This is a genomic window from Myxococcus dinghuensis (genome assembly GCF_024198235.1).
Lineage (GTDB): Bacteria > Myxococcota > Myxococcia > Myxococcales > Myxococcaceae > Myxococcus > Myxococcus dinghuensis.
In genome coordinates, this window is record NZ_JAKCFB010000012.1 from 191,614 (window position 1) to 216,855 (window position 25,242).

Below are 25,242 nucleotides of genomic sequence, written 5' to 3' on the forward strand. Positions count from 1 at the left end.
CGCCGCGCGGTCCCGCTCAATTCCGCTTCCGCTCGTCCCGCTCGATGACGCCGTCCTTCAGGAACAACACCCGCTGCGCGAACGCGGCGATGTCCGACTCGTGCGTGACGAGCATCAACGTCTGGCCCTGGGCGTGCAATTCGCCGAACAGGGCCATGATCTCCTCACCCGTGCGGCTGTCGAGCGCGCCCGTGGGCTCGTCCGCCAGCAGCAGCGCGGGTTGGGTCACCAGCGCACGGGCGATGGCCACGCGCTGGCGTTGTCCACCCGACAGCTCGTTGGGCTTGTGGTCCTTGCGCGACCCCAGCCCCACGCGGTCCAGCATGGCCGCCGCCCGCTCGCGCCGGTCCTTCTTGGCCATGCGCGCGTACACCAGCGGGAGCGCCACGTTGTCGAGCGCCGTCGCCCGGGGAAGCAGGTTGAAGCTCTGGAACACGAAGCCCAGCTCCCGATTGCGGATGCGCGCGAGCGCATCCTCCGACATGCCAGCCACCGGCTGGCCGTTGAGCCAGTACTGCCCACCGCTGGGGACGTCGAGGCAGCCGATGAGATTCATGAAGGTCGACTTGCCGGAGCCGGACGGTCCCATCACCGCGACGTACTCGTTGCGGCGGATGGTGAGGTCCACGCCGCGCAGCGCGTGCACCACCTCCGAGCCCATCTTGTAGTCCTTGCGCAGACCTTCCACGCGGATGACCAGGTCCGCGATGTCGCGCGTCGCCTGGGGCTGCGCCTGCTCCGGTGTCTGGGTGGGCGTGCTCACAGCGGCCTCCCGGCGAGTGCCTCCAGCTCCGCCCGCGCGATGCGGTAGTCGAAGCGGGCGGACACGAGGTTGATCTCCGACTGCACCAGGCTCTCCTGCGACGTCAGCAGGTCGAGGATGGTGGTGGCCCCCAGCCGGTAGCGCTCCTGCTGGACCTTGAGGTCCTCGCGCGCCACCTCGACGGCCTGCTCGGAGAAGCCGATGCGGTCCGCCGAGAGGCGGATCTGCGCCAGCGCCTGCGCCGCGCCGGAGCGCAGCGCCCGCCGCGTGTCCGCGAGCTGGGCCTGCGACACCATCTCCGACGTGCGCGCCCGCTGCACGCGCTCTTCACGGAGGAAGCCGTCGAAGATGGGATAGGCGAGGCCCAGGCGCACGGACCAGCTCGTCGAGCCGCCGTTGAAGCTCGGGTCCTGGTTGAACCAGTCGTAGCCCGCGGACAGGCGCACCGTCGGCAGGTAGGTCGCCTTGGCCGCGCTCACGCCGGCCTCGGAGGCCTTCAGGGTCGCCGCCGCCGCGAGCACCGCAGGCGCGTTGGCCTCCAACTCGACGAGCAGCGCGTCGGGGGTGAGCGCGATGGGGCGGGGTGCCTCGTCCGCCATCGGCCTGGCCCCCACGGGGCCCTCCTCGCCGATGAGCCGCCCCAGCGACAGCGTGGCCGACTCCCGCTGGGTCTCCGCCGTGCGCAGGGCCTCGCGCGCGTTGGTGTGGTCGAGCTGCGCGCGCAACAGGTCCGACCGCGTCGCCGACCCCACCGCGAGCCGTCGCTCGGCGGCCTCCGCGTTCTGCTTCGCTCGCTCGATGCGGGAGTTCGCGACCTGCTCCAGGCCCTCGGCGCGCAGCACCTCGAAGAAGGACCGCTGCACCTCGAGGACCGCGTTGGCCCGCTGGGCGACGAGCTGGGCCTCGGCCGCGCCCGTCTGCGCTTGCGTCTGCTTGCGGTTGGCGCCGCGCTGGCCGCCCGTGAAGACGTTCCACGACGCGGCGAGCCCCGCGGCGTACGTGTCGTTGGAGCCCGACGACACCGCGCCTGTCTCCGGATCGATGCGCCGGCTGCTCGACAGCGCGCCGCTGGCGCTCGCCGACAGGTTCGGCAGGTAGGCGCCCACCGCGCTGCGCTCCGCGGCCTCCGCGTTGGTGACGTTGCCCGTGGCCTGCGCCACCTGGGGATTGGCCTTCATCGCGCGGAGGATGGCCTCCTCGAGCGTGACGCTCGTCGCCGCCTTCGCCTCGCTCGGGGGCTGCGCCGTGGCGGGCCGTGCCTCGCTCGTGACGGTGGCCGCGGGCGCGACGGGCTCGGTGGGCGCCGCGACCGGCGCGTCCGCGGGCTTGCTCGTCTGGACCGCGGGCTCCTGTGCCCAGGTGCTCCCCGTCACCGCCATGCCTCCCAGGACCCCCAACGCCCACGCCGTCATCCGACGGGGCCGTCTCTGGAATCGTGTTCCCTGGCGCATCGTCATCGCAGCCTTGTCCCGTTGAGAGCCGGGGCGCTCCTCACGCTCCCGGCGTTTCCGAGCGGGACGATTGCATGCGTCTTGCCAGTGCTCAACCCATTGAAATTGCGAGATAATTTCGAGCAGATGTTGCCGAAAGAGCAGTTCGACTGCGGATTCCGCACTCACGGCCGCACGGGGGGCGGGCAGGTGGTCGGGACGACGTGGGACGGAGGTCGGGGAAGGCCGGGCCTCGTGATTGCACGGCGCCGGATCCGAGAGTTCGGCCGTGGTGCCGTTCCCCCTCCCACGGAGAGACGTCCATGCGCGTGACAGCAACCAGGCGACGGGATGCCCACGAGGTCCCCGGGGCTGACGGAAGTGAGTGCGGATTCCGCATCCGGGATGCAGAGTTCGCAGCGGCGGGAGGAACTTCATGGAGCTGGGCTCGACCCCTCGGAGGGTGTCGTCGATGAGCGGCGGGACGCGCTGGAAGCCGCTCGGTCCGTGGATGCCGTGGATGGCGGCGGCGCTGATGTGCGCGGTGCTGCTGTCGGCGGCCCTCATCCTTCGCAGGTCGGCGCTGGAGTCGTCCACGCTGGTCGTCCGGGGCATGGCCACGGTGATGATGAACGCCGGCCTGGAGGCCTTCCGTGAGGGCACGGGCGTGCCGAGTCAGCAGCAGCTCGACGCCTTCCTGGAGGCCCACCGCGAGGGCGGGCTGCGCTACGTGGCCATCTTCGACGACGGGCGCGTCGTGGAGTCGGCGGGCGAGGGCTCGGTGGGCGAGTACCAGGAAGGCCTGGTGATGCGCATCGAGGGAGGCCGTGGCCGGGTCATCCACCGGCTGCGCAAGCAGAAGCCGGACGTCGTCGCGGCGCCGGCGAACGGCAGCCCTCCCGTGGCGGAGCCGGGCGCGGCCGTGGCGCCGGATGGGCGGCGCAACCTGCGCATCGGCTACGAGTTCGAGCCCGTCACGGCGCTGGAGCTGAAGGAGCGCTCGCAGGGGCTGCTGGTGGTGGCGGTCGTGTCGTGCGTGGGCATCCTCATCCTGGCGTTCGCGTTCTCACGCCTGCTGGCGCAGCGCGAGGCGCTGGCGATGGAGCTGGAGCGGGGCCGGCGGTTGGCGGCGCTGGGCACCATGTCGGCGGTGCTCGCGCACGAGCTGCGCAACCCGCTGGCCTCGCTCAAGGGCCACGCGCAGTTGTTGGCCGAGCGGGTGGAGAAGGACGAGGTGTTGCGTCCCAAGGCGGACCGCATCGTCGGAGAAGCGGTCCGTCTGGAGCAGTTGACGAACGACCTGCTGGCCTTCGTGCGCAGCGGTGAGCTGCGGCGCACCGGCACGGATCCGAACGAGGTGCTGCGCGCGGCGGTCGAGTCGACCGGTGAGGCGCACGTGGAGGCGCACTACCTGCCGGAGCGCGAGCGCTGGGAGCTCGACGCGGGGCGATTCCAGCAGGCGCTGGAGAACGTGCTGCGCAACGCGGTGCAGGTGAGTCCGGAGGGACGGCGCGTGGAGGTGGACGTGGTGCGCGAGGGCGCCTCGCTGGTGTTCGTCGTCAAGGACCACGGGCCGGGGATTCCCAAGGGCGACGAGGAGCGCATCTTCGAGCCGTTCGTCACCGGGCGGCTGCGAGGGGTGGGCCTGGGGCTCGCCATCACCCGCCGCATCGTCGAGTTGCATGGAGGGTCGATCAGCGCGAGGACCCGCGCGGAAGGCGGCGCGGAGTTCCGGCTCATCGTGCCCGCGAGGGGAGGCTGAGCGATGGCTCGCATCCTGGTGGCGGACGACGAAGAAGGGGTGCGCTCGTTCATCGCGGAGGCGCTCGAGGTCGAGGGCCACGCGGTGAGCACGGCGGCGGATGGGGACGAGGCCGCGCGGGTGCTGGCCAGGCAAGGTGTGGATCTGCTCGTCACCGACCTGCGCATGCCGGGCATGGACGGGCTGACGCTGCTGCGCAAGGTGCGCGAGGAGCAGCCGGACGTGGAGGTCATCGTCCTCACCGCGGTGGGCTCCGTGGAGAGCGCCGTCGCGGCGATGAAGGCTGGCGCCTTCGAGTATCTGCTCAAGCCCGTGGGCAGCCCCGCGGAGCTGCGGCTGACGGCGGCGCGGGCGCTGGAGCGGCGCGCGCTGCTCAACTTCAAGACGGAGGCGCGCCAGTCGACGGGGGAGGTCGTCCTGAGCTGGGGCGCGCCGTCCATGGCTCCCGTGGTGGAGGCGCTGCGCAAGGTGGCGCCCACCCATGCCACGGTGCTGTTGGTGGGGGAGAGCGGCACGGGCAAGGAGGTGGCCGCGCGGGCGCTGCACCAGTGGAGCGAGCGCTCGGAAGGGCCCTTCGTCGCGGTGAACTGCGCGGCCCTCACGGAGACGCTGCTCGAGAGCGAGCTGTTCGGTCACGAGAAGGGCGCCTTCACCGGCGCGGTGGCCCAGCGCCGGGGCCGCATCGAGCTGGCCCAGGGCGGCACGTTCTTCCTCGACGAGGTGGGCGAGCTGAAGGCGGAGCTTCAGGCGAAGCTCCTGCGGGTGATCCAGGAACGGCGGTTCGAGCGGGTGGGGGGCACGCGAACGCTGGAGGCCGACGTGCGCTGGGTGGCGGCCACCAACCGCGACCTCAAGGGCATGATGGCCCATGGCGAGTTCCGCGAGGACCTCTATCACCGGCTCGCGGTGTTCCCCATCCGGTTGCCGTCGTTGCGCGAGCGCCGCGAGGACCTGCGGCCCCTGTCGGAGCTGCTGTTGCGGCGCATCGGCGAGGAGCTGGGGCGGCCGGGGCTGAAGCTGTCACCGGAGGCCTCCGCGCGCCTCGATGAGTTCCCCTGGCCCGGGAACGTGCGCGAGCTGCGCAACGCCCTGGAGCGCGCGGCCATCCTCGCGGATGGCCCGGTGGTCGACGCGCGTCACCTGTGGTTGGATCCGACGAGCGCGCCCACCCCCACGGCCACGCCCGCCACGGGAGCGCGGCTCCCGGACACGACGTTGGAGGAGCTGGAGCGGATGGCCATCGAGCAGGCCATCGCGGACGAAGGGGGCAACCGCAAGCGCGCGGCCCAGCGGCTGGGTATCGGCCTGCGGACGCTCTACGACAAGCTGCGGCGCTACGGGATGCAGTGAGGGCCGAGGAGGCCGTCCCGCGGCAGGACATCACCACTCACGCGGGTTGGGCCGTGTCTCGGCTCGTGTGGGTGCGCCGCTTGGAGCGGTGCTCGAAGCCTGCTCGCCCGGCGTCGCGCCGCGGCGAGTGTTGGCTTGCCGGACCTGATGGCTTCGCCTGGCGCGGTGCCCCAGGCCCACCCGTGCGGTGTCGCGCCGTGGCGAGCGTCCTCCCAGTGGACCTGAAAGCGCCGCCTGGCGCCGTACCCGAGGCCGGCTCATGTCGTGGCGAGCCTCGGCCGACTGTCATGGTGACGGCGCCACGCGAACCGGTGAATCGTGGCGCCGCCGGGCGTGCTTCACGGAGGTCCGTAGCCCTGCACGCGGGAGTTGAGCTCCACCGCCGTGGCGTAGATCTGCGCCCACGTCCGGTACTTCAGGCGGTCGCCGAAGCCCTTCTGGTCGTTGGCGTAGTGGAAGAGGTCCTCCCGGAACAGCTTGTCGGCGGCCTTGCGCGCGTCACCGCTCAGCGGCGTGCCCTTGCGGTCGTAGTAGCGCAGCAGGTCGTAGCCGTAGTCGTGTGTCTTGGCCGCGGGGTCGAACTCCTGGTCCGGGCCAATCTTCCCCGGCGCGGACGCCGAGCCGAACGGGTCCTGCATCCGCTGCCCGTGCCCGGTCTGGATGGCGAAGGGCTTGTAGCCCATCACCTTCTCGAAATCGGCCGGGGGAGGACGGGCGCCCGTGAGGTACTCCCGCATCAGCTTGCCGTGGTCTCCGGCGGGGGCCGCGCCCACGCGGGCCGTCCGCTGCAGCGCCTCCGTGCCCTGGGTGAAGGTGTCCTTCACCTGGAGGCCGGTGGGGGCAACCTTCGCGGCGGGCGTCTGCGAGACGGGGGGCTCCGAACGGGAGGTGGTCGAGGGGCGAGGAGCGACTGAGGCGTTGCGGACGAGCATGTCGGACCCGTTGGGGGAGCTTTGTACTGTTTTGTCGTACTCTGTGAGGGCGAAGTTGCGCGAAATGAGATGACGCGCTGCGCGGCGCGGAGGGAGTCAGCGTGGGAGCAGAGTTCTATCGCGACGGCATGGCCCGGCTGAGGGCGGGTGATGTCGCGGAAGGGCGGAGGCTGCTGGAGGATGCGCTGCGCGAGGCGCCGGGGGACACCCAGGTGATGCACGGGTTGTCGCGCGCGCTGGACCTGTCGGGCGAGCGCGACCGTGCGCTCGAGCTGCTGGAGTTCGTGCACGCGAAGGTGCCCGTCGATCCGGAGCCCGCGTGCGACCTCGCGCTGAGCCTGCTCGAGCGGGGAGCGGATGCGCGCGCCGCGCAGGTGCTCACGCCCGTCCTGGAGTCGCAGCCGGAGCAGCCGCGCGCCAACCTCTACATGGCCATGGCGTTGGCGATGACGGACCCGCCGCGCGCGCGTCGGCACACGGTTCATGCGCGGCAGAGCACGGACCCGGACGACCGCCAGGCGGCCGCGGCGCTGGACCGGGTGCTGGCGATGTACTCGGAGCGCTGAGGTCCCGCGCCCCCGCAGACACGACGGGCGGCCTCCCTGGGAGGGAAGCCGCCCGCGTGGTCCCGCTTCGAAGGCGTGGCGCCGGGACTACGGCTTCACGTACTCGATGGTGAGGTTGTAGGTCGCCGTGTTGCTGCCGGCGCCGCGCACCATGACGTGGGCGGCCGTCTGGCCCGCCGGCACGGTGAGGCTGCACGTCTCCGCGGCGCCGGAGGCGTTCGGGCGGCAGTCGTAGTTGTTGACGGTGGGCTGCGCGCCGAAGCGGACATACAGGTTCGGGTTGCGCGTGCCGGTCATGGTCACCGTGAACGTCGTGCCTGGCACGACGCTGTAGGGGCCGAAGCGGTCGTTCTCGTTGCGCGCCACGTCGCCGGAGGCGGTCTCCGTCGTGGGCGTACCGCCCGGGACGCTCCCGGTGTACGTGCCCTTGACCGACAGGCCGGAGTACGCGGTGTAGCCGTTGACCATGACGTACCAGGTGCCGGCCCGCGGGTTGGTGAAGTTGCAGGACTCCGTGCTGCTGCTCGTGTACGGACGGCAGTCGTAGGTGCTGGCGTTGGGGGCGTTGCCGAAGCGCACGTAGAGGTCCGCGTCACCCGAGGTGCCCGTGGTCTCGAACTTCAGGCTCGACTGCCCGGCGGGGACCTCCAGCGTGTAGTACTTCTTGTTGCCGGCGCTGCCGGACAGGCCCGTCTTGGCGACGCCGTTGGTGAGCGGCTCGGTCACCGGTGGCGGGGGCGGCACGCCCACCGCGGCCCAGGCGTCCGTCACGGCCTGCACCGTCGCCGCGTCGTAGCCCAGCTCCTGCGCGGCCTGGATGGTGTACGCCTTGGCCTGCTCGAACGTGGTGCTCGGCGTGAAGAGGTCGGTGTTCGCCTTGTAGAAGATGCGGCCGGCCTTCTCGGGGCCGATGGCGGCGACGTTCAAGGTCGACTTGCCGCGCGGGTGCGTGCCGCCCTTGGAGAGCAGGGCGAAGACGAGGTTGCTGATGCCGGAGCTGTAGTGCACGTCCACGCCGGACGAGTAGTCCCCGTAGAAGTCGAGCGACACCTCGTCCTTGGCCGGGTCGTCCATGTAGCGCAGGGCGTCGTTGGCGATGCCCGGCGTCCAGATGTCCTCGCCCACCATGAACACGTCCGCGTCCGTGGCCCAGTTGCGCGTCCAGCTCTCGCACACGCCGGAGAAGATGTCGGACAGCGACTCGTTGAGGCCGCCGGACTCACCCGAGTAGATGAGCTCCGACTCCGTGTCCGTCACCGCGTGGGTCAGCTCGTGGACCGTGACGTCCAGGTCCTTGCCCAGCTCGATGGAGTCCACGCCGTTGCCGTCGCCGTAGACCATCTGCGTACCGTCCCAGTACGCGTTCACGTAGTTGTTGCCGTAGTGGACGGTGCTGATGAGCGCGGCGCCCGCGTTGTCGTACGAGTCGCGGTTGAAGAGCGTCTTGTAGCAGTCGTACGTGACGCCCAGCTGGTCGTAGTTCTGGTCGACGTGTGCGTCGCCGGTGGGCTGCGCACCCTCGGGGCGCTTGAGCGTCCCGGGCGTCGAGGAGGTGTTGTTGGCGCTGTAGACCTGCCGGTTGCGGGCCGAGTGGATCTTCGGGTGCGTGGCGAGGACCCCGCCGCGCTGCGCGTCCACGTAGACCTGGTCGTCCGCCTTCATGCCCTCGCGGGTGCCCACCAGCCGCACCTGCCAGGCCAGCCGCAGCTCCTCGCTGCCCTCCGGCCGGAGGTAGACGAGCGTCGGCGCGCCCACGGCGCGCGCCGCCTCGATGTCGGTACCGGCGAGCGAGGCGTCGCGCGCGGCGGTGGAGGCCACCGTCGCCTCGGGGCGCGGCGCCACGCCTCCTCGCGCGGAGCCGTTGGCCGCGTAGATGAGGCCCTCCTCGTCCGCATGGAGCACCAGCTCGGCGCCCACCACGTTCAGGCCATGCAACTGTTGCCGGAACCGCAGGTGCTGACGACCCTGGGAGTCCACGGTGGCGCGACGGAACACGAGGTCGTCGGTGCGGAGGCGGAAGGCCCCCGCGATGTTCGACAGCGCCTCTCGCGCCTCCACGCCGGAGTCCGACCGCGCCCGCTGCGCAGAGATTCCGCCCGACGCCAGCCGTCCCAGCTCACCGCGGATGAGGAAGGGCACCTCCCCCTGGCGGCCGAGCACCTGCGCCCCGGGCATCCGCGCCAGGACGGCCTGGACGTCCGCGTCCTTGGCCACACGCTCCGGAGCTTCTCCCTCCTGTTGCACCGAACCACAAGCCACGAGACCCGCGCCAACCCACGCGGCGCAGAACGTCCTCCAGACATGGTTTTTCAAGAGCACGACCTTTCTGAGGAAGGGGCTCCTTTCATGGCATGTGACTGGATTTGATTTCAAGTATTAATCGATAAGTCTGAAATGCTGCGATGTCTCGTCCTGGGCTGTGTGTCTGTGGTTGTGACGGGGTGGCGGTCGTCGTATTCGGCACTCGGAAGGGAAGTTTCCGTCGGGTGTCTCGCTTTCGCCGTGCCGAGAAAGACGGGCCGTCGACGTCGGGAGCCAACGTCGACGGTCCGTCCAGTTCCCATGTTTCATGGCCAGTCTTGTCGTCCGGGCGGCAGGACCTGGGATGTCTGGCGTTGGGAATCGTGCTCAGAAACCCATGGCCTCGATCGCGGCCACCATCTTCCCGACGTCATAGGCATAGAAGCCGGCCGAGTTGAGGGCGTTGAACTCCCCGATGAACGGCCTGCCTCCATGAAGGAAGACATCCAGGACGCAAGCCCTGTCTGGAACCCACCGCTCCGCCATGGCCTGGGTGAAGGCCTCGATCTCCGGCTCGACGTCCGGCGAGGAGAAGACGCGGGTGCCCAGCTTGTACCGGGTGCCGGTGACGACGCGCCCGTCCACCACGACCATGCGGTACTCGCGCTGGATGTCCCGGGGCGGGCTGATGGCCACCCAGGTGTCCGCCGTGAGCTGGACGTTGTCCTCGCATGCGAGGGCCTGCTCCCGCCAGCGCGCGAAGTCCTCCCAACAGGTCACCATCCCGGAGAACGCCTTGTCGTCCAGGCAGGGGCGGATGAAGAACGGAGCCGACTGGGGCGGGACGTCGCCGAAGCGGTGGACCTGGGCGCCGCCGTTCAACAGGAACGGGCGGAGGTGCTCGCGCCAGACGCGGAAGTCGAAGCGCTCATTGACGAACGCCCCGGGTGTCCAGCCCCGGCGGAGCGCATGGCGCGTCAGCGAGAGTGAGCCCATGACCATCACCGGACCGGTGACGTCGACGTCCGGCGTGATTCCGCCATCGAACGGAACCACCTTCACCAGGGTATGCGGAATGCCGCCGCGCTCCAGGACCTGCATCAGGTCGTGGAAGCCCCGCTCGTTGAAGAGGTTGTCCTGAACGACCCAGTGCATGGGGTGCCCTCCCGTGTCGCCCCGGACGCCCCGGTTGTCCGGCGGCTGACGCCCACACGAAGAGGGCCCGGAAGGCCGGGGATGTCCCGGCGCTTCCGAGCCCTGGAGGCTTCGAGGCGGAGGGGCTGGCTCAGGAGCGCAGGGACACCACCGTGACGCCGTCGCCGCCCTCGTGGCTCTCACCCGGGCGGAACATGCGGATGTAGGGCGAGTTGGCCAGGTAGTCGCGCAGCGCCTGCTTCAGCGCGCCCGTTCCGTGGCCGTGGACGATGAGCGCCGCCTCCTCGCCGCTGCGCATGCCCCGGTCGAGGAAGGCCTCCACCTCGGCCAGCGCGTCGTCCGCGCGCATGCCGCGCACGTCGCAGCGGAAGTTCGTGGCCTCCACCTGGGCGGGGGCCGCGGAGGCCGCCCGCTTGAGCGCGGCCTCCTGCTTCTGTCGCTCCGGGAACTTCGCCTGCTGCTTGCGCGTGCGCGCACCCGACAGCTCCGCGGCGGGCACCCGCATCTTCATGGCACCACCGGCGGACACCACCGCGTGGCCGTCCGACAGCTCCAGGATCTCCACGTCCCGGCCCAGGCCCGAGTGGTGCACCCACGCACCCACCCGCAGGTTCGCGGGGCCCGGGGCCTCCACCTGGAACAGCTCCGCCTTCGCGGACTGGGCGCGCTTCTGCGCCTCCTCGGCCCGCTGCACCAACTGGAGCCGCGCCTCCGACAGCGCCTTCTCGTTCTGCTCGGAGCGCAGCTTCACCAGCAGCTCGCGCACCTCGGCGGCCGCGTGGTCGCTCGCCGTGGCCACGTCCTCGTTGAACTGCATCATCCGCGCGCGGCGCTCGCGCTCGAAGTTCTGCTTCTGCTTCTCCAGCTCCACGCGCAGCGCCTCCGCCTCCTTGGCGGCGACACGGGCGCGCTCCAGCTCCTCGGAGAGCTTGCGGCGCTCCTCCTCGGCGGCGGCCAGCGCCTTGGACAACGGGCCACCGGCGTTGAGCGTCAGCTCGCGGGCACGGTCGCAGACCTGCTTGGGCAGGCCCACCCGCGCGGCGACCTCGATGGCGGAGGACTGGCCGGCGGCGCCGATCTGCAGGCGGTAGGTGGGCGCCATCCGCTTGGAGTCGAAGCCCACCCGCGCGTTGAGGAAGCGCGGGTCCATGTGCGCCAGCGCCTTGAGCTCCTCGAGGTGGGTCGTCACCAGGACGAAGGCCCCCTTGGCGAGCAGGTCCTCCAGCACCGCGATGGCGATGGCGGCGCCCTCGCGCGGATCGGTGTCCGCGGCGATCTCGTCGATCATCACCAGCGAGCCCTCGCCCGCCACGGCGATGATGTCCCGCAGCATCACCACGTGGGCGCTGAAGGTCGACAGGCCCTGGGCCAGGTCCTGAGCGTCACCCACGGTGGAGTGGACGGAGCGGTACAGCGGCATCCGCGAGCCCTCTCCCACGGGGATGGGCAGGCCCGCGCGCAGCATGAGCGAACACAGGCCCACGCCGGTCAGCGTCACCGTCTTGCCACCCGCGTTGGGGCCGGAGACGACGAGCGCCTTGGCCTGGCCGTCGAGCGTCACGTCGTTGGCCACCACCTCCGTGCCCTTGAGCACCAGTCTCGGGTGGCGGAGCTGACGCAGCCGCAGGTCGTCGACGCCCGCGAACTCCGGCGTGGTGGCGTCCAGGTCCGAGGCGAGGATGGCGACGGCCTCCGCCTCGTCCAGCTCCGCCACGGCCTCCAGCCCCTCGATGATGCGGGCCGACTCGCGCCCGAGCTGGCCGCTCAGCTCCAGGAGCACGCGCCGCTCCTCCTCCGTCACCAGCGACTGGGCGATGGCCAGGTCGTTGCCCAGCCCCACCATGGCCTGCGGCTCCATGAAGAGCGTCTGGCCCGTCTGGCTCGCGTTGTGGACGATGCCGTCGACTTCCGAGCGGTAGTTGGACACCACCGGCACGACGTACCGGCCGTTGCGCAGGGTGTAGTAGTTCTCGCGCAGCTTCGAGACGAAGCCCTCGTCGTGGAGCATCTCGTCCAGGCGGGTCTTGATGCGGCGGTGGAGCCCTCGTGCCCGGTCGCGGGCCTCGCGCAGCTCGGGGCTCGCACGATCGGAGATCTCCCCGTCGGGTTCGAAACACTGGTCGATGCGACGGGCCAGGGACTCCAGGAGGGGCATGCGCCGGGCGATGTCCATCAACCGGGGCACGCGCTCCTTGCGCTCGTCCAGGGCCTCCCGGGTCCGGGTGAAGGCGAACAGGAGCTGGGCCGCGTCGATGAGCTGCCGGGGCTCCAGCATGCCGCCCTTCTCCGCGTGGCCCACGGGGATGCGCAGGTCCACCACACCCCCCAGGGGGAGGGAGAACTGTTCCTGGGAGAGCGAGCGGGCCTCGGTCACCAGCGCCAGCGCCTCCGTCACCTCCTCGGCCGAGTCGAGGAAGGGCCGGGCGGCGACACGCTCCCTGCCTGGCTCCGTGCGGCAGCGCTGGTTCAGCGCCCGAAGCACATCCGCGAATCCGAGGTCTTCCAGCGTCTTTTGGGATATCTGCACGGTCATGGGTTTCATGCGCGGCCGTTCGGCCGTCAAGAGGATCTATTGAGACGCACGGTCCGGCTCTGCTATCAGCCGCGCATGCAGTGGGTCTTCCTGGTGGCCTTGCTGGCGGGCGCGTCTGACGCGGCGGAGCCGTCCACCCTGACGGTGCCGTCCCGACCCATGGCCGCCACCCCGTCCGCGTCGCTCTCCGACGCGCTCGCCCTGGAGTCGGCGGGGGACGACACGGCGGCGCTCGCGGCCCTGGAGGCACTGACGGCGGCCCAGCCCCAGTGGGAGCTGCCCCGGCTGGAGGCGGCCCGGCTGCTCCTCAAGCTGGGCGGAGCCTCCGACCGCGCCAGGTCCCACCTCGACGTCGCCACGCGGGTCGCCCCCACCAACCCCCGGGCCTGGTACCTCCAAGGGCTCATGTGGGAGGAGCGTGGCGACACGCTCCAGGCCATCCGGTCCTACGAGAAGGCCGTCCAGTACCGGGCGTCCTACGAGGAGGCCCGTTTCCGGCTGGGGGGGCTGTGGACCTCCCTCGGGGACCTGCTCAAGGCCGAGCTGCACCTGCGCTACCTGGCCCGCGCACGCCCCGAGTGGGTCCAGGTGCGCCTCCAACTGGCCGAGGTGCTGGAGAAGCAGGAGCGCCCGCTGGACGCGGAGAACGAGCTGTTGGCGGCCCGGGGCTTCCAGCCCTCCAGCCCCCTGGTGCTCCGCCGACTGGCCGAGTTCTACGAGCGGACGGACCGCCCCCAACTCGCGGCGAAGGTCCGCAAGTCCCTGGAGCCGCCGCCGGAGAAGCGGCGCATGCGGGCACTCCAGCCCTCGAAGCGGTGACGGCGAAAGCGACCGGGCGTCCCGTGGCGATTGCACCTCGGAGCGCGGCGCATAGACTGCGCGCGCTTTGAAGACCGCCAACCTCGCCATCGTCTTCACCGACATCAAGGGCTTCACCGAGCGGACCAGTCGGCAGACGCTGGAGCAGAACCAGCGCATGCTGCAGGCGCACCATGCGCTGCTGGCCCCGCTCTTCAAGGCGTTCGGTGGGCGCATCGTGAAGTCCATCGGCGACGCGTTCCTGGCGACCTTCGAGTCGCCCACCCAGGCGGTGCTCAGCGGCGTCGCCATCCAGGACAGGCTCTGGCACTACAACCGGGGTGTCCCGGAGGCGGAGCAGCTCCACGTGCGCGTGGCCATCAACGTGGGCGAGGTGCGCCTGGAGGCGAACGACGTCTTCGGCGAGCCGGTGAACATCGCCGCGCGCGTGGAGGGCATCGCGGAGGCGGGCGAGGTCTACTTCACCGAGGCCGTCTACCTGGCCATGAACAAGGCGGAGGTGCCCTCCCGGGAGGTGGGCGCCTTCGAGCTGAAGGGCATCCCCGGGAAGATCCGCGTCTTCCAGGTGCCTCGGGCGCCCTACCGCGTGGAGGCACCGGGCGCGGGTGCCATCGCGGAGGCCCCGGGCGAGGAGTCACTCCCGCCCTACGGGAACCTCGGCCTGTCGCGGGTCCCCGAGTCCCTGTTGGACGGAGGGGGCGACCTGTCCGCGCTCGGTCAGCGCGCCGCGGCGCTCGGGCAGCGGGCGGCGGCGGGCGCGGTGGTGCTGGGCCAGCAGGCCACCGTGTTGGGGCGTCAGGCCCGGACGGCGGGCGGCTCGCTGGTGTCGCGGATGATGGACGCGTTGCGCGCGCGCGGCGTCCAGGGGCCCGCCGGCCTGTCGCCGCGCACGCTGAAGGTGCTGGCGGTCGGTGGCTGCGTGGCGGTGCTCTCGGGCGTCGGCCTGGTGGTGCTGACCCGGGATCCGGCGCTCCGGGCCATCGGCGCGGTGGAGTCCGCGCCCAAGGCGGAGCGGGACCCCCTGGTGAAGGAGGCCCGGCGCATCATCGGCGAGGAGAAGGACGCGGGCAGGCGCTTCTACCTCCAGGGGCGGCTGGACGAGGCCCAGGAGAACACACGCCGCTCGCTCGATGACTACGCCCGCGCGGTGAAGGCGGGCAGCGCCCACGCGGAGGATCGCATCGCCGAGCTGCTGGCGCATCCGCAGTGTGGGGTGCGCTCGGCGGCGGTGGATGCCGTCCGGTCGCTCAAGCTGAAGAGCGCGCTGGGGGCGCTGGAGGACCTGGCCGAGACGCGCGGCGCGGACGACGGCACCGGCGGCCTGTTCGGCGTCGGCAAGTGCGACTCGCAGGCCGCCGCGCAGAGCGCGCTCAAGGTATTCAAGGACTGAGTGGCCGGCTGGAGAGGGCCGCGCGAGGAAGGAAGCGCCGTGACGAAGGTGAAGACGGGACTGGATGTCTGGGTGGAGCAGGGCTTCTCCGCGCTGAAGGGTCTTCGCGTGGGCGCCATCGTCAACCCGACGAGCGTCGACTCGCGCTTCCGGCACCTGGCGGATCTGCTCGCGGAGGCCCGGGACGTGAAGCTGGCGGCGCTGTTCGGCCCCGAGCACGGCATCCGGGGCGAGGCGCAGTACATGGTCGCCGTGGGGGATGCGAGGGACCGGCGCACCGGCGTCCCCGTGCACAGCCTCTACGGCTCCACCTTCGAGTCGCTGTCTCCGCGACAGGAGTGGCTCCAGGGCCTCGACGCGCTCGTGTTCGACATCCAGGACGTGGGCAGCCGCTACTACACGTACGTCTACACCATGGCCCTGGCGATGAAGGCCGCGGCCCAGGCGGGCGTGCGCTTCTTCGTGCTGGACCGGCCGAATCCCCTCGGCGGCACGGCCATGGAAGGCAACCTGGTGGGGGAGGGCTTCCGCTCCTTCGTGGGACTGTACGCGTTGCCCACCCGGCACGGCATGACGGCGGGGGAGCTCGCGCGGCTCTTCAACGACCAGGAGGGCTTCGGCTGTGACCTGACGGTCATCCCGTGCGAGGGCTTGACGCGCGCCATGTCGTGGGACGACACGGGCCTGCCCTTCATCTCCCCGTCACCGAACATGCCCACGCCGGACACGGCGCTGGTGTATCCCGGCATGTGCCTGGGGGAGGGCACCAACGTCTCCGAGGGCCGGGGGACCTGCCGGCCCTTCGAGCAGTTCGGGGCGCCGTGGGTCGACACGGACGCGCTGCTGGCGCGGCTGGCGAAGGAGGCCCTGCCCGGGGTGGCGTTCCGCGCCGTGGGGTTCACGCCCACCTTCGACAAGTTTCGGGGTGAGTCCTGCAGTGGGGCGTTCATCCACGTGACGGACCGGTCCACGTTCCTGTCGCTGCGCACGGGCATCGCCATCTTCCAGGCGCTCCACGACATCGCCCCGGGGAAGTTCGACTGGCGGGCGGACGCCTACGAGTTCGTCGAGGACGTGCCCGCCTTCGATCTGCTCTGCGGGACGGACCAGGTGCGCCGGGGCATCGAGGCGGGTTGGAGCCTGGACCGGCTGATGGAGGGCTTCGCCGCCCAGACCGCGCGCTTCGCCGGGCACAGACAGGCCTACCTGCTGTACGCTTGAGCGGGGTGACACCCACGTGATTGGCGTCTTCTCCGATAGCCACGGCGACCTCGCGGCCTTCGACGCGGCCTATGAGTTCCTGCGCACGCAGGGGGCTCGGCGCTTCGTGTTCGCGGGCGCCCGCTACACGGACCTGGACGAGTGGCTGCTGTGGCGGCGCGCGAAGAGCCGGGGCGGGCGCGAGTACTCGGACGCGGACTTCCTGGCGGACGTGAGCCACTGGCTGGGCAGTCAGGACGCGCTGCCCCGGACGCCCTCGCGCGCGGAGGCTCCGGCGGACGTGGCCTCCGAGGACGACCGCCGGCTGGTGATGGAGCGCTTCCTCCGCGTCCCGGAGCGCGAGTCACTCCAGTACCGGGACCCGTCCATCAACAACAAGGCGATGGACCTGGTGGGCGACACGCTGTGCTGCGTGGTCCACGACAAGAACGACCTGACGCGAGATGACCTGCTCAACGCGCAGGTCTTCATCCACGGCAGGGAGCCCGAGCCGAAGGTCGTGCAGATCGGTCCGCGCTTCTTCCTCACGCCGGGGCGACTGGTCGGCGCCGCCGAGCAGACGTGCGCGTTGCTGGAGAAGGTGGACCGCGACCTGCGGTTCAGCGCGTTCCGGCTGGACGGCCGCGTCGTGCTGGAGCCGAAGCTGTTGGTGGTGGAGAAGAAGTCCTCGAAGCTGACCTTGAAGTGACGTGAGGCCCTGACGTGCAGGTCGCGCTCCTTGGAGGCTCGTTCAATCCGCCACACGTGGGTCACCTGATGGCGGCGACCTACGTCCATGCCACGCAGGGCGTGGACGAGGTGTGGCTGATGCCGTCGTGGCAGCACCCGTTCGGCAAGCAGATGGAGGCGTTCGAGCACCGGCTCGCCATGTGCGAGGCCATGTGCCGCGAGACGTCCGGCTGGATGAAGACGACGCCCATCGAACGGGAAGAGGGGCTCACGGGGCGCACCGTGGACACGCTGTCGCTGCTCGTGTCGCGTCATCCCTCCGTGCAGTGGTCCCTCATCATCGGCAGCGACATCCTCCGCGACCTGCCGCACTGGAAGGACTTCCACCGCATCCAGGAGATGGCCCGCGTCATCGTCCTGTACCGCGCGGGCTATCCGGCGCCGAACGTGGTGGGGCCTCCGCTGGCGGAGGTGTCCTCCACCCAGGTGAGGGACCTGCTGTCGCGGGGCCTGGAGCCCACGGAGCTGGTGCCCTCGAGCGTGCTGGCCCAGGCGCGCGCCTCCGGCCTGTATGGCCTGAAGCGCGCGGGGTAGTCACTTCGCATCCGCCGCGTCAGAGGCCGAAGCCGAACAGGTGGAGGTCTCCGAGCCCGTCCTCGAAGCGGTGGGCGTACTGGTAGAACACCGACAAGGGCAGGGCCTGGCCCAGGGTGAACTCGAGCGTCGCCGCGCCGCCCGCCGCGCGGTGGTTGTCGCGCAGGTCCGTGCGCGCGAACGTGCCGAAGGCCTCCAGCTCCAGGTTGCTGATGAAGAGCGAGGGCAGGAGCCACAGCGTCGACGCCCAGCCGTGGTCGAGGACGAACTGGTAGCGATACGTCGCCGTGCCCACCATCGCGTTGCGTGAGCGGATGGTGTGGTCCTCGTAGCCGCGTACGTACTCGCTGAAGGCCACGCCAGGCTGGAGGCGCAGGGGCAGCGGCGTCGTCTCCGTCGACCGACGGCTGCTGAGCCACACCTGACCGGCGCTGATGCCACCGACCTCGAGCAGCCCGTCCGGGGCCCCGGTCAGGAAGCGCCCCACGACGCTGAGCTGGAGATGGTCGTGTCCGGTGAACGGGAGTCCGCCGAGGAACCCGTCGAGCCCCACGCGCACGTCGCCCATCGTCCGGTCGAGGAAGAACGCCTTGGGATAGACGGCGCCCGCGAGCGAGATGCCCAGGCCGCGTTGGATTCCGCCATACGACGTCCCGTCGCCCGCGAAGTAGGACGTCGAGACCTCGGGACCGAGCAGCTTCGTGACGAGCCCGGGGAAGCGCCCCACGGGATCGTACTCGCGGCGCAACGCCAGCAGGGCGACGGTCACGGGGGTCGTCCAGAAGGTGCGCGACGCGAACGCCACGGCCTGCAGGTCCGTGCGCTGGTCCTCCCGCACGCGCGATGCGGAGACCTGGAGATACCAGGGCGCGAGCTGCGCGTTGCCATAGGCGAGGGACAGGCTCGGCTGGTCCTCCTGGCTGTTGTACGCGAACGTCAAGGCGTACGCGTGGAAGCCGAGCCGGTCCTGTCCCGCCAGCGCCAGACCCGCGTTGAAGATGAGGTCGTCGGCGTCCTCGGTCTCCGACTGCGAGGACAGGAGCAGGTAGGGGAGTCGGAACTCCGGGATGAGGAAGCCCTCCAGGGTCCGATAGGGCTCGTCCGTGAGGACGACCAGCTCCTTGGTCGGGTCCGGCGCGGGGACCACCACGGGGGCTTCGCGCGGTGGGGTCGTTTCCGCGAGCGCCTCGGAGGCCGGTGAGGGCGTGGACTCGGCGGGGAAGGGCTCGAAGCCTCCGGGTGATGGACTCCCGGGGGGCGCGGTCGTGGGCGTTGGAGGGGCGTCCGCTGGCGTCGACGTGGTGCCGTCCGCTGGGGACGGTGGGGTTGGCGCCGCTGTTCCAGGGAATGTGGCGAGCTCCTCCGGCGTGAGGGGCGTGGGCGTCGCGCCGGGCGTGGCCTCGAGAGGCGTCGAGTCTTCCGTGGGAGCCTTCGTGAGGGGCGGTGGCGTCAGCTCGGCCCGCTCGGCTGGCGGGGCGCTCGGAGGCGTCGCACCGGGAGGAGATGAAGATCGGGCGTCCGAAGGGGGTCCCGACGCAAGGGGCGCGGACGCGCCGGGTCCCGGAGTGGGAGATGGCCCGGTCACCGTACCTGGCGGCGCCTGAGGCACAGTGGGGGAGGTGGCGGATGCGTGAGCACCCACGTCGGACGTCGTGCCTGTCGTGCCAGGGGTCGCTCGAGGCGCGGTCGTGAGGGGCGGGGTCGCGCCAGCGCCCTCCTCGGGCGCCGTCGTGGTCGGCTGCGCCAATGCAGGAGGGAGGGCCGGAGTCGCCGCGGCCTCGGTCGCTCGTGGGGGCCCTGCCTGGGGCATGGCCATCGCGAGCGCCGCACGCGGAGGCGCGTGGGCCGCGTTCATCGTCACGGTCCCGGGGAACGGGCTCACGGGGGCCCGGTCGATGGTGAAGGCGGTCCCGTCCCTGTTGAGGAAGGCCACCTCGGTCGTACCGACAGGCGCGACGTCCATGACGAGATGGGGCGCGTCGGTGATGCGGACGAAGTCCCGCGTGGCGACGTTCATCACATGCGCTTGGAGCCGGCCCTCGTGCTCGCGAAGGAACACGATGCGCTCCCCGTCGAGCCAGCGCGGGGAGTAGTTGAACGAGCCGTCCTGCGTGAGCCATCGCAGGGCGCCGTCCGGCTCGCGGAGGACCAGGTCCCAGCCCGCCTCCGTGCCCACGGGGAACACCATGCGTGAGCCATCCGGGGAGATCGTCGGCGGCCCCAGGGGCGCGTTCGCCTCGAACGCGGTGAGCGCCTGTTGCCGTCCCGTCGCGAGCTCGAGGCGCATGAGGTTCGCGGTGTCCCCGTCGACGCGCACGTAGACGTAGGCCGTGCCGTCCGGCGTCACGCTTCCGCCCATGCCCTGCACGTCGTCCCAGAGCCGCGTCACGTCACCGGTGCGCGTGTCCACCTGCCACAGCCGGGCCTGATAGGCGCCCACCGCGTTCAGGTCCGCCATCACCAGGTACAGCCACGCACCGTCCTTGCTGAAGGACATGCCGCTGACCACGGTGGGTGAACCGAGCACCCAGCGGCGGAACGGCAGCAGCTCGACGAGCGGTCGCTCCACGCGCACCCGTCCATCCGCCTCGCGCAAGGTCAGCCGTGAGTACTGCTCCCGCCCCACGCTGACGAGCGCCGTGAGGCCACTCTCCGGATGCGAGGCGAACCGCGAGAAGTAGCCCGCGTCGTGCAGCCAGACCTTCTGAGACGCGGGGCGCTCCCGGGCCACGAGGCCGTCGCGCAGCGACTGGGTGAACTCCGCGAACAGCGAGCCGATGTCGCGCCCGTACACGTGCTTGAACCGCAGCGTGACGCCGAACGGCGAGAAGATGGAGCGCCCCTGGTCATCCACCAGCGCCCACAGCTTCGCCTCGCCGTACTTCGCGGCGAGGTACTCCACGAAGTGCATGCCCGTGAGGTAGTTGCCGCCGAACGGGTCCAACGCCCGGTTCTCCGGCGACAGATAGCCGGGGTCCATCCAGCCACCCCGCGCCTGCACGACGGAGTCGAACCAGCCCCTCCAGACGGGACTGCTCGGACGACCGGTGAACTTGCCGAGCCGTCCCTCGTAGTACGTGGCCAGTCCCTCCAGGAACCAGGACTCGGTGAAGCTGTTGGGTTGGAACAACCCGCCGGTGATCGTGTTCAACACGTTCCACAGGCCGCTGGTCTGCTGGAGTTGCACGTAGTGCACGGACTCGTGACAGGCCACGTCGCCGATGTCGACCTCGCCCAACCCGAAGAGGTGGAACAGCTCCAGCGTCATGTGCGCCGGCATCACCATCTGCTGGGGGATGCTCGCCGTGTCCGAGACCACGTACGCGTTGTTGAAGTCCGCGCTCGTCATGTAGACGAGGACCCGGGGGCGCTCCCGCGCGTCCAGCGTCTGGGCGCGCAGCCGGTCCACGCACGCCTCCATCCGCGCCGCCATCCTCAGGGCGGGGGCCCGCAGCGGCTCCGGGTAGTAGAGCTCCAGTGAGCGCGTCGTCAGCTTGCGCATCGGGTCGCGCGCGAACGAGGCCTGGATGTCCTGGGGAAAACGGGGTGTGACGAAAGCACACCCCGCGGTTGTCAGCAGGAGACAGGTAGCGAGAGCATGCCAGCGGAGCCGCCGGCCAGAAGCAGGCATGCAGGCCATCCTATCGGCCACAAATCATAGCCACGAACGCGTTTTTCACGGTAAGGGGAGGCCCGCCGCTTCCCTTTCGAATTTGGATTCCGCCATGTCCCAACCCGCCCCTCAGGCGCATCCCGTTCCCCAGCACGTCCACCAGGCCCAACTCCAGGTCGCCGCCGCCCTCGAAAAGGCGGAGGGAAAGCCCGTCGACCTGCTCAAGGCGCCGTGGGGCGAGGTGGAGCGGGCCGTCCAGAAGGTGCTCGGTGGCGCGTTCCAGATGAACAATCCGGAGCACCAGACGGTGGCGCTGGGCCTGGCGGGCGCGTTCGCCATGCGCCTCATCCAGGAGCACCAGGCGTTCTGGTTCCCCAACCGCGACTCGCCCGAGGGCGCCACGCTGGGCTTCCCCGACGCCATCATCATGCTGTCGCCCTTCGGCGCGGCCATGGACGCGCTGGGTCAGAGCAAGCTGAGCCGCCTGGACGACCTGGCGGCGGACATCCGCCGTTCGCTCGGCCAGGCCCGCTTCGGCGTCGGCAACCCGGCCCAGGGCGCGGGCGGCCAGCAGCCGAAGCTGGGGCCGGTGGACTACCAGCGCCTGTTCGACCCGGGCTTCCTCCAGTTCGTCACCCTCGACAGCAACAAGGCGAAGACGGCGCTGGAGTCCAAGCCGGACTCGCTCGCGCGCGACGTGCGCAACGCGCTGGGGCGTGCCCAGCAGGAGCTGCCGCCCGAGGCCCGCGCGCAGTTCGAGGGGCAGATCGTCCAGTCCCTCCAGCGCCTGGAGGCGTCGAAGTCCCTCATCGAGCAGGCCGACCGCGCCCCGCGGCTGGCGGAGCTGATGGCGCACCTGTTCGCCACCGTGGGCGGCACGGGCTCGGCCCCCGAGGACTTCTGGCACGACATCGTCCTGCCGCTGCTGTTCATCGGCACGCCGAACTCCTTCCCTCCCATGGACGACGAGGAGCTCGACCTGTTCCGCCAGGGCGCGGACCCGCTGCCCCTGTTCGTGGACGTGGTGCCGCACGCGCACCCGGCTCCGGACGAGGGCCTGCTCGGGGCGTTCGAGATGGGCGACATCGGCCTGGTGCACCCGGGCTTCGCGCGCATCGGCGCGCTGCGCCTCATCCGCATCGACGCCAAGCGCATCAAGCCGCTGCTGGAGCAGTTCGACCCGGCGAAGATGGCCGCGACCATCCAGGCGTTCGGCGCCGAGGTGGCGAAGGCCGCCGGCCAGCCCATCAACGAGTCTCCGCAGGGCAAGGAGATGCTGCAGGCCGCCCTCACGCTGCTCGCCGACCTCAAGCGCGCCGTGACGCAGGGCCAGGGTGAGCTGGCGCTGCGCCGCCTCACGGAGGCGGAGGCCGCTTCCGAGCGCGCCCTCGCCGCCGTGCGCAAGGGCCTTCAGGGCTCGCTCATCATCACCTGAGCAGCGTCTCGAGCGCGGCGCGTGACTCGGGGCGGAGCCGGCTTCCGGCCAGCTCCAGCGCGCGCCGCGACAGGAGGCGGTAGACGGGCACCACCTCCGCGGGGAGCGCCGCGAGGTGGGCCGCCACCACGCCCGCGTCTCCCCGGACGATGGGGCCCGTGAGCCCTCCCGACAACCCTCGCGCCTCCGCGCCCCTCAGTGCCGAGCGCGCCAGCGGGAGCAGGGCCCTCAACGCCGCGTCCGGCGGAATGTCTGCGGCCCCCAATGCGGCGACGGCCGCGTCCATCAGCGCCACCACCAGTCCCGCGCTCATCACCGCGCCCGCGTGGTAGGCGGCGCGGTGTCGCTCGGGGACGTCGATGACGTCGAAGCCGATGTCCCGGGCCATGTGCTGGAGCAGGCCGCGCAGCGTCCGGGAGCGCGTGCTGACGGCCACGGTGTGGCCCGGCAGCGCGTCGTGCGGCGAGGACACCGCGCAGAGGGGATGGAAGGAGCCCAGGGCGCGGCCCCGCGGCGGACCGAGCGCGTCGAGCGGGAGCGCCCCCGCGGTGTGGACCAGCGCGGCGGAGCGGGGGAGGGTGGCCAGCGTCTCCGCCACCGCGCGCACCTCCGCGTCCGGGACGCAGAGCAGCAGGACGCGGGCGCGGCGCAGGTCCTCGGGGGTGGCGGCTCGGAGGCCCAGGGCCTTCGCCTTGCGACGGCCTTCTTCCCCCCGGGAGTGGACGCGCACGGGCCAGCGCCGGGCCTTCAGCGCGAGCGCGAGCGCGCCACCCAGTCGCCCCGCGCCCACGACGACGACCGGGGGGCGGGTGGCTCCCGCCCTCGCGCGACGTCGCTGGGGCGCCCGGGCGCTCATCGCTCCCGCTGGAACTGGAGCTGACCGGCCCGCAGGGCGACGCGGATCTTGTCACCCGCGCCGAACTCGCCGGAGAGGATGCGCTCGGCGAGCGGGCCCTCCACCAGCCGCTGCACCATCTGCCGCATGGGGCGGGCGCCCAACTGCGGGTCGAAGCCACCGGACTTGAGCAGGTGGCCCACCACGTCGGCGCCCGCGAAGTACTCGATGCCGCGCTCGGTGGACAGCCGCTTGCTGCTCTCCTCCAGCAACAGCGTGGCGATGCGCGCGACCTCCTCCTCCTCCAGGGGACGGAAGGGGAGTCGCTCGTCGATGCGGTTCCACAGCTCGGGGGGCAGGGCCTTGCGCGCGGCCGACGCGGCCAGCTCCAGCGCGTTCGTCGTGCCCGAACCCTCCGAGCCGAAGCCGAGGGCGCGACCCGTGCGGGAGAACGCCTCCGCGCCCAGGTTCGTGGTCATCACGATGACCGTGTTCGAGAAGTCGATGTGCCGGCCCTTGCCGTCCGTCAGCCGCCCCTCTTCCAACACCTGGAGCAGGAGCATCTGCACCTCGCGGTGCGCCTTCTCGATTTCGTCCAGCACCACCACCGACGACGGGCGCCGGCGCACCGGCTCCGTCAACTGCCCGCCCTCGCCGAAGCCCACGTAGCCCGCGGGCGAGCCGATGAGGCGCGAAACGCCGTGCGCCTCCGACATCTCGCTCATGTCCAGGCGGACCAGCGCGTCGCGGTTGCCGAACAGCACCTCCGCCAGCCCGCGCGCCATCTCCGTCTTGCCCACGCCCGTGGGGCCCAGGAAGAGGAAGCTGCCCATGGGGCGACGCGACGCAAAGCCCGCGTAGTTGCGGCGGATGACGCGGGCGATGCGGGCAATGGCCTCCTCGTGGCCGATGACGCGCTCACCCAGGTCCTGCTCCAGCCGCAGCAGGCGCGCCGAGTCGTTCATCAGGAGCCGCTCCTCCGGCACCCCCGCCAGCTTCGCGACCACCCGGGCCACGTCCGCCGGTTCGACCCTGTCCCGCCCCTCGCGGTGGCAGCGGCTGCCCGCAAGGTCCACCACGGAGATGGCCTTGTCCGGCATGAACCGGTCCGTCACGTACCGGCTCGCCAGCGACGCGGCCGCCTCCAGGGCCTCCGGGGCATAGCGCAGCGCGTGGTGCTCCTCGTAGCGGCCGATGATGCCCCGGAGGATCTCCACCGTCTCCGGCACGGACGGCTCGTGGACCACCACCGCCGTGAAGCGGCGCTCCAGGGCCGGGTCCGCGCTGATGAACTTGCGGTACTCGTCGTGCGTCGTCGCGCCGATGCACGGGAACTCGCCCCGCGCCATCGCCGTCTTCAGCTCGTTGGCCGCGTCCTGCGGGCCCTCTCCGGTGGAGCCCGCGCCCACCAGGGTGTGGATTTCGTCGATGAAGACCACCACGCGACCCTCCGCGCGGCGGACCTCCTCCTTCAGCGCGTTGAGCTTCTCGGAGAAGGAGCCCCGCAGCTGGGTGCCCGCCACCAGCGTGGCCATGTCCAGTTCGACGATGACCTTCTCCGCCAGCGTGCCCCGCAGCCCCATCAGCCGCTGCGCCACGCCCTCCACCACCGCCGTCTTGCCCACGCCGGGCTCGCCCAGGAGGCACGGGTTGTTGGTGCGGCGCTTGCCGAGGACGTCGATGACCTCCTCGACCTCCCGAGCGCGGCCCACCACGGGGTCCAGCCGGCCCTCTCGGGCGGCCTGGCTCAGGTTGCGCCCCAGCGAGGTCAACATGGGGAACGTCTTGGGGTCCAACGCCACGCTGGCGCCCGTCGCCACGCTGGCGCCCGTCCGGGCCACCGGCGCGGGCGCCGCGACCGGGCGCGGGGGGGCCGCGGGCGAAGGGGCGGGGGGCGCCGGGGGGGCGACGCGCACCTGGGGGGCGGGCGTCGG

18 protein-coding genes are annotated in these 25,242 nt (G+C 71.3%); 9 read left to right on the plus strand and 9 right to left on the minus strand.

The annotated features are described in order from the left end of the window. Positions 1–16 precede the first annotated feature (16 nt). Complete coding sequence (locus tag LZ198_RS18515; RefSeq protein WP_253973340.1) at positions 17–661, minus strand: ABC transporter ATP-binding protein; 645 nt, start codon at positions 659–661, stop codon at positions 17–19. A 98-nt stretch (positions 662–759) separates the two neighbouring features. Then, positions 760–2,175 (minus strand): TolC family protein, encoded by a 1,416-nt coding sequence (locus LZ198_RS18520; protein ID WP_253973324.1) that lies wholly within the window; start codon positions 2,173–2,175, stop codon positions 760–762. Between the two features lie 454 nt (positions 2,176–2,629). On the opposite strand from LZ198_RS18520, the gene LZ198_RS18525 reads away from it, so the two are divergent. Both LZ198_RS18525 and LZ198_RS18530 read left to right on the plus strand, forming a co-directional pair. After that, positions 2,630–3,955 (plus strand): sensor histidine kinase, encoded by a 1,326-nt coding sequence (locus LZ198_RS18525; RefSeq protein WP_253973325.1) that lies wholly within the window; start codon positions 2,630–2,632, stop codon positions 3,953–3,955. A gap of 3 nt (positions 3,956–3,958) precedes the next feature. Next, positions 3,959–5,305: a sigma-54-dependent transcriptional regulator gene (locus LZ198_RS18530; RefSeq protein ID WP_253973326.1), complete on the plus strand. Its 1,347-nt coding sequence runs from the start codon at positions 3,959–3,961 to the stop codon at positions 5,303–5,305. A gap of 338 nt (positions 5,306–5,643) precedes the next feature. On the opposite strand, the gene LZ198_RS18535 is transcribed toward LZ198_RS18530, so the two are convergent. Continuing rightward, complete coding sequence (locus tag LZ198_RS18535) at positions 5,644–6,237, minus strand: hypothetical protein (protein WP_253973327.1); 594 nt, start codon at positions 6,235–6,237, stop codon at positions 5,644–5,646. Between the two features lie 101 nt (positions 6,238–6,338). On the opposite strand from LZ198_RS18535, the gene LZ198_RS18540 reads away from it, so the two are divergent. Beyond that, on the plus strand, positions 6,339–6,803 hold the full coding sequence (locus LZ198_RS18540) for a tetratricopeptide repeat protein (protein ID WP_253973328.1): 465 nt from the start codon (positions 6,339–6,341) through the stop codon (positions 6,801–6,803). A gap of 87 nt (positions 6,804–6,890) precedes the next feature. Here LZ198_RS18540 and LZ198_RS18545 read toward each other — a convergent pair whose 3' ends face one another. The 3 genes from LZ198_RS18545 to LZ198_RS18555 form a co-directional block, all read right to left on the minus strand. Continuing rightward, positions 6,891–9,017, minus strand: coding sequence for a M4 family metallopeptidase (locus tag LZ198_RS18545; protein ID WP_253973329.1), 2,127 nt, complete (start codon positions 9,015–9,017; stop codon positions 6,891–6,893). A 414-nt stretch (positions 9,018–9,431) separates the two neighbouring features. Further along, a complete protein-coding gene (locus tag LZ198_RS18550) occupies positions 9,432–10,199 on the minus strand; it encodes an ATP-grasp domain-containing protein (RefSeq protein ID WP_253973330.1) in 768 nt (255 codons plus the stop codon). Between the two features lie 130 nt (positions 10,200–10,329). Then, positions 10,330–12,732, minus strand: a complete 2,403-nt coding sequence (locus LZ198_RS18555) for an endonuclease MutS2 (protein WP_253973341.1) — start codon at positions 12,730–12,732, stop codon at positions 10,330–10,332. A 75-nt stretch (positions 12,733–12,807) separates the two neighbouring features. Here LZ198_RS18555 and LZ198_RS18560 point away from each other — a divergent pair, with 75 nt between their 5' ends. The 5 genes from LZ198_RS18560 to nadD all read left to right on the plus strand — a co-directional run bounded on the left by LZ198_RS18560 (position 12,808) and on the right by nadD (position 17,425). Then, complete coding sequence (locus LZ198_RS18560; protein WP_253973342.1) at positions 12,808–13,551, plus strand: tetratricopeptide repeat protein; 744 nt, start codon at positions 12,808–12,810, stop codon at positions 13,549–13,551. A gap of 67 nt (positions 13,552–13,618) precedes the next feature. Then, positions 13,619–14,941, plus strand: a complete 1,323-nt coding sequence (locus LZ198_RS18565) for an adenylate/guanylate cyclase domain-containing protein (RefSeq protein WP_253973331.1) — start codon at positions 13,619–13,621, stop codon at positions 14,939–14,941. A 39-nt stretch (positions 14,942–14,980) separates the two neighbouring features. After that, positions 14,981–16,162 carry an exo-beta-N-acetylmuramidase NamZ family protein gene (locus LZ198_RS18570; protein ID WP_253973332.1) on the plus strand — a complete coding sequence of 394 codons (1,182 nt, stop codon included), beginning with the start codon at positions 14,981–14,983 and terminating at the stop codon, positions 16,160–16,162. A gap of 16 nt (positions 16,163–16,178) precedes the next feature. Continuing rightward, a complete protein-coding gene (locus LZ198_RS18575) occupies positions 16,179–16,850 on the plus strand; it encodes a hypothetical protein (protein WP_253973333.1) in 672 nt (223 codons plus the stop codon). Positions 16,851–16,864: 14 nt separating this feature from the next. Then, on the plus strand, positions 16,865–17,425 hold the full coding sequence (nadD, locus tag LZ198_RS18580) for a nicotinate (nicotinamide) nucleotide adenylyltransferase (protein ID WP_323382765.1): 561 nt from the start codon (positions 16,865–16,867) through the stop codon (positions 17,423–17,425). A gap of 19 nt (positions 17,426–17,444) precedes the next feature. Here the strand turns inward: nadD and LZ198_RS18585 are convergent, their stop codons facing one another. After that, complete coding sequence (locus LZ198_RS18585; RefSeq protein ID WP_407667438.1) at positions 17,445–21,065, minus strand: hypothetical protein; 3,621 nt, start codon at positions 21,063–21,065, stop codon at positions 17,445–17,447. Positions 21,066–21,150: 85 nt separating this feature from the next. Here LZ198_RS18585 and LZ198_RS18590 point away from each other — a divergent pair, with 85 nt between their 5' ends. Next, the gene (locus LZ198_RS18590) at positions 21,151–22,473 is read left to right on the plus strand and encodes a hypothetical protein (protein WP_253973335.1); all 1,323 of its coding nucleotides are present in this window, start codon (positions 21,151–21,153) and stop codon (positions 22,471–22,473) included. Here the strand turns inward: LZ198_RS18590 and LZ198_RS18595 are convergent. Both LZ198_RS18595 and LZ198_RS18600 read right to left on the minus strand, forming a co-directional pair. After that, complete coding sequence (locus LZ198_RS18595; protein ID WP_253973336.1) at positions 22,466–23,329, minus strand: Rossmann-like and DUF2520 domain-containing protein; 864 nt, start codon at positions 23,327–23,329, stop codon at positions 22,466–22,468. The two genes, LZ198_RS18590 and LZ198_RS18595, sit on opposite strands and share 8 nt — an antisense overlap. Further along, the coding region (locus tag LZ198_RS18600; protein WP_253973337.1) for an AAA family ATPase at positions 23,326–25,242 on the minus strand (1,917 nt) is incomplete at its 5' end. The genes LZ198_RS18600 and LZ198_RS18595, both read right to left, overlap by 4 nt.

Excerpts from the sequence above, each read along its gene's own strand:
- LZ198_RS18555 (WP_253973341.1), bottom strand. The coding sequence starts at position 12,732 with ATGACCGTGCAGATATCCCAAAAGACGCTGGAAGACCTCGGATTCGCG.
- LZ198_RS18590 (WP_253973335.1), top strand. The coding sequence starts at position 21,151 with ATGTCCCAACCCGCCCCTCAGGCGCATCCCGTTCCCCAGCACGTCCAC.
- LZ198_RS18530 (WP_253973326.1), top strand. The coding sequence starts at position 3,959 with ATGGCTCGCATCCTGGTGGCGGACGACGAAGAAGGGGTGCGCTCGTTC.
- LZ198_RS18515 (WP_253973340.1), bottom strand. The coding sequence starts at position 661 with ATGGGCTCGGAGGTGGTGCACGCGCTGCGCGGCGTGGACCTCACCATC.
- LZ198_RS18595 (WP_253973336.1), bottom strand. The coding sequence starts at position 23,329 with ATGAGCGCCCGGGCGCCCCAGCGACGTCGCGCGAGGGCGGGAGCCACC.
- LZ198_RS18520 (WP_253973324.1), bottom strand. The coding sequence starts at position 2,175 with ATGACGGCGTGGGCGTTGGGGGTCCTGGGAGGCATGGCGGTGACGGGG.
- LZ198_RS18550 (WP_253973330.1), bottom strand. The coding sequence starts at position 10,199 with ATGCACTGGGTCGTTCAGGACAACCTCTTCAACGAGCGGGGCTTCCAC.
- LZ198_RS18525 (WP_253973325.1), top strand. The coding sequence starts at position 2,630 with ATGGAGCTGGGCTCGACCCCTCGGAGGGTGTCGTCGATGAGCGGCGGG.
- LZ198_RS18560 (WP_253973342.1), top strand. The coding sequence starts at position 12,808 with ATGCAGTGGGTCTTCCTGGTGGCCTTGCTGGCGGGCGCGTCTGACGCG.
- LZ198_RS18585 (WP_407667438.1), bottom strand. The coding sequence starts at position 21,065 with ATGGCCTGCATGCCTGCTTCTGGCCGGCGGCTCCGCTGGCATGCTCTC.
- LZ198_RS18535 (WP_253973327.1), bottom strand. The coding sequence starts at position 6,237 with ATGCTCGTCCGCAACGCCTCAGTCGCTCCTCGCCCCTCGACCACCTCC.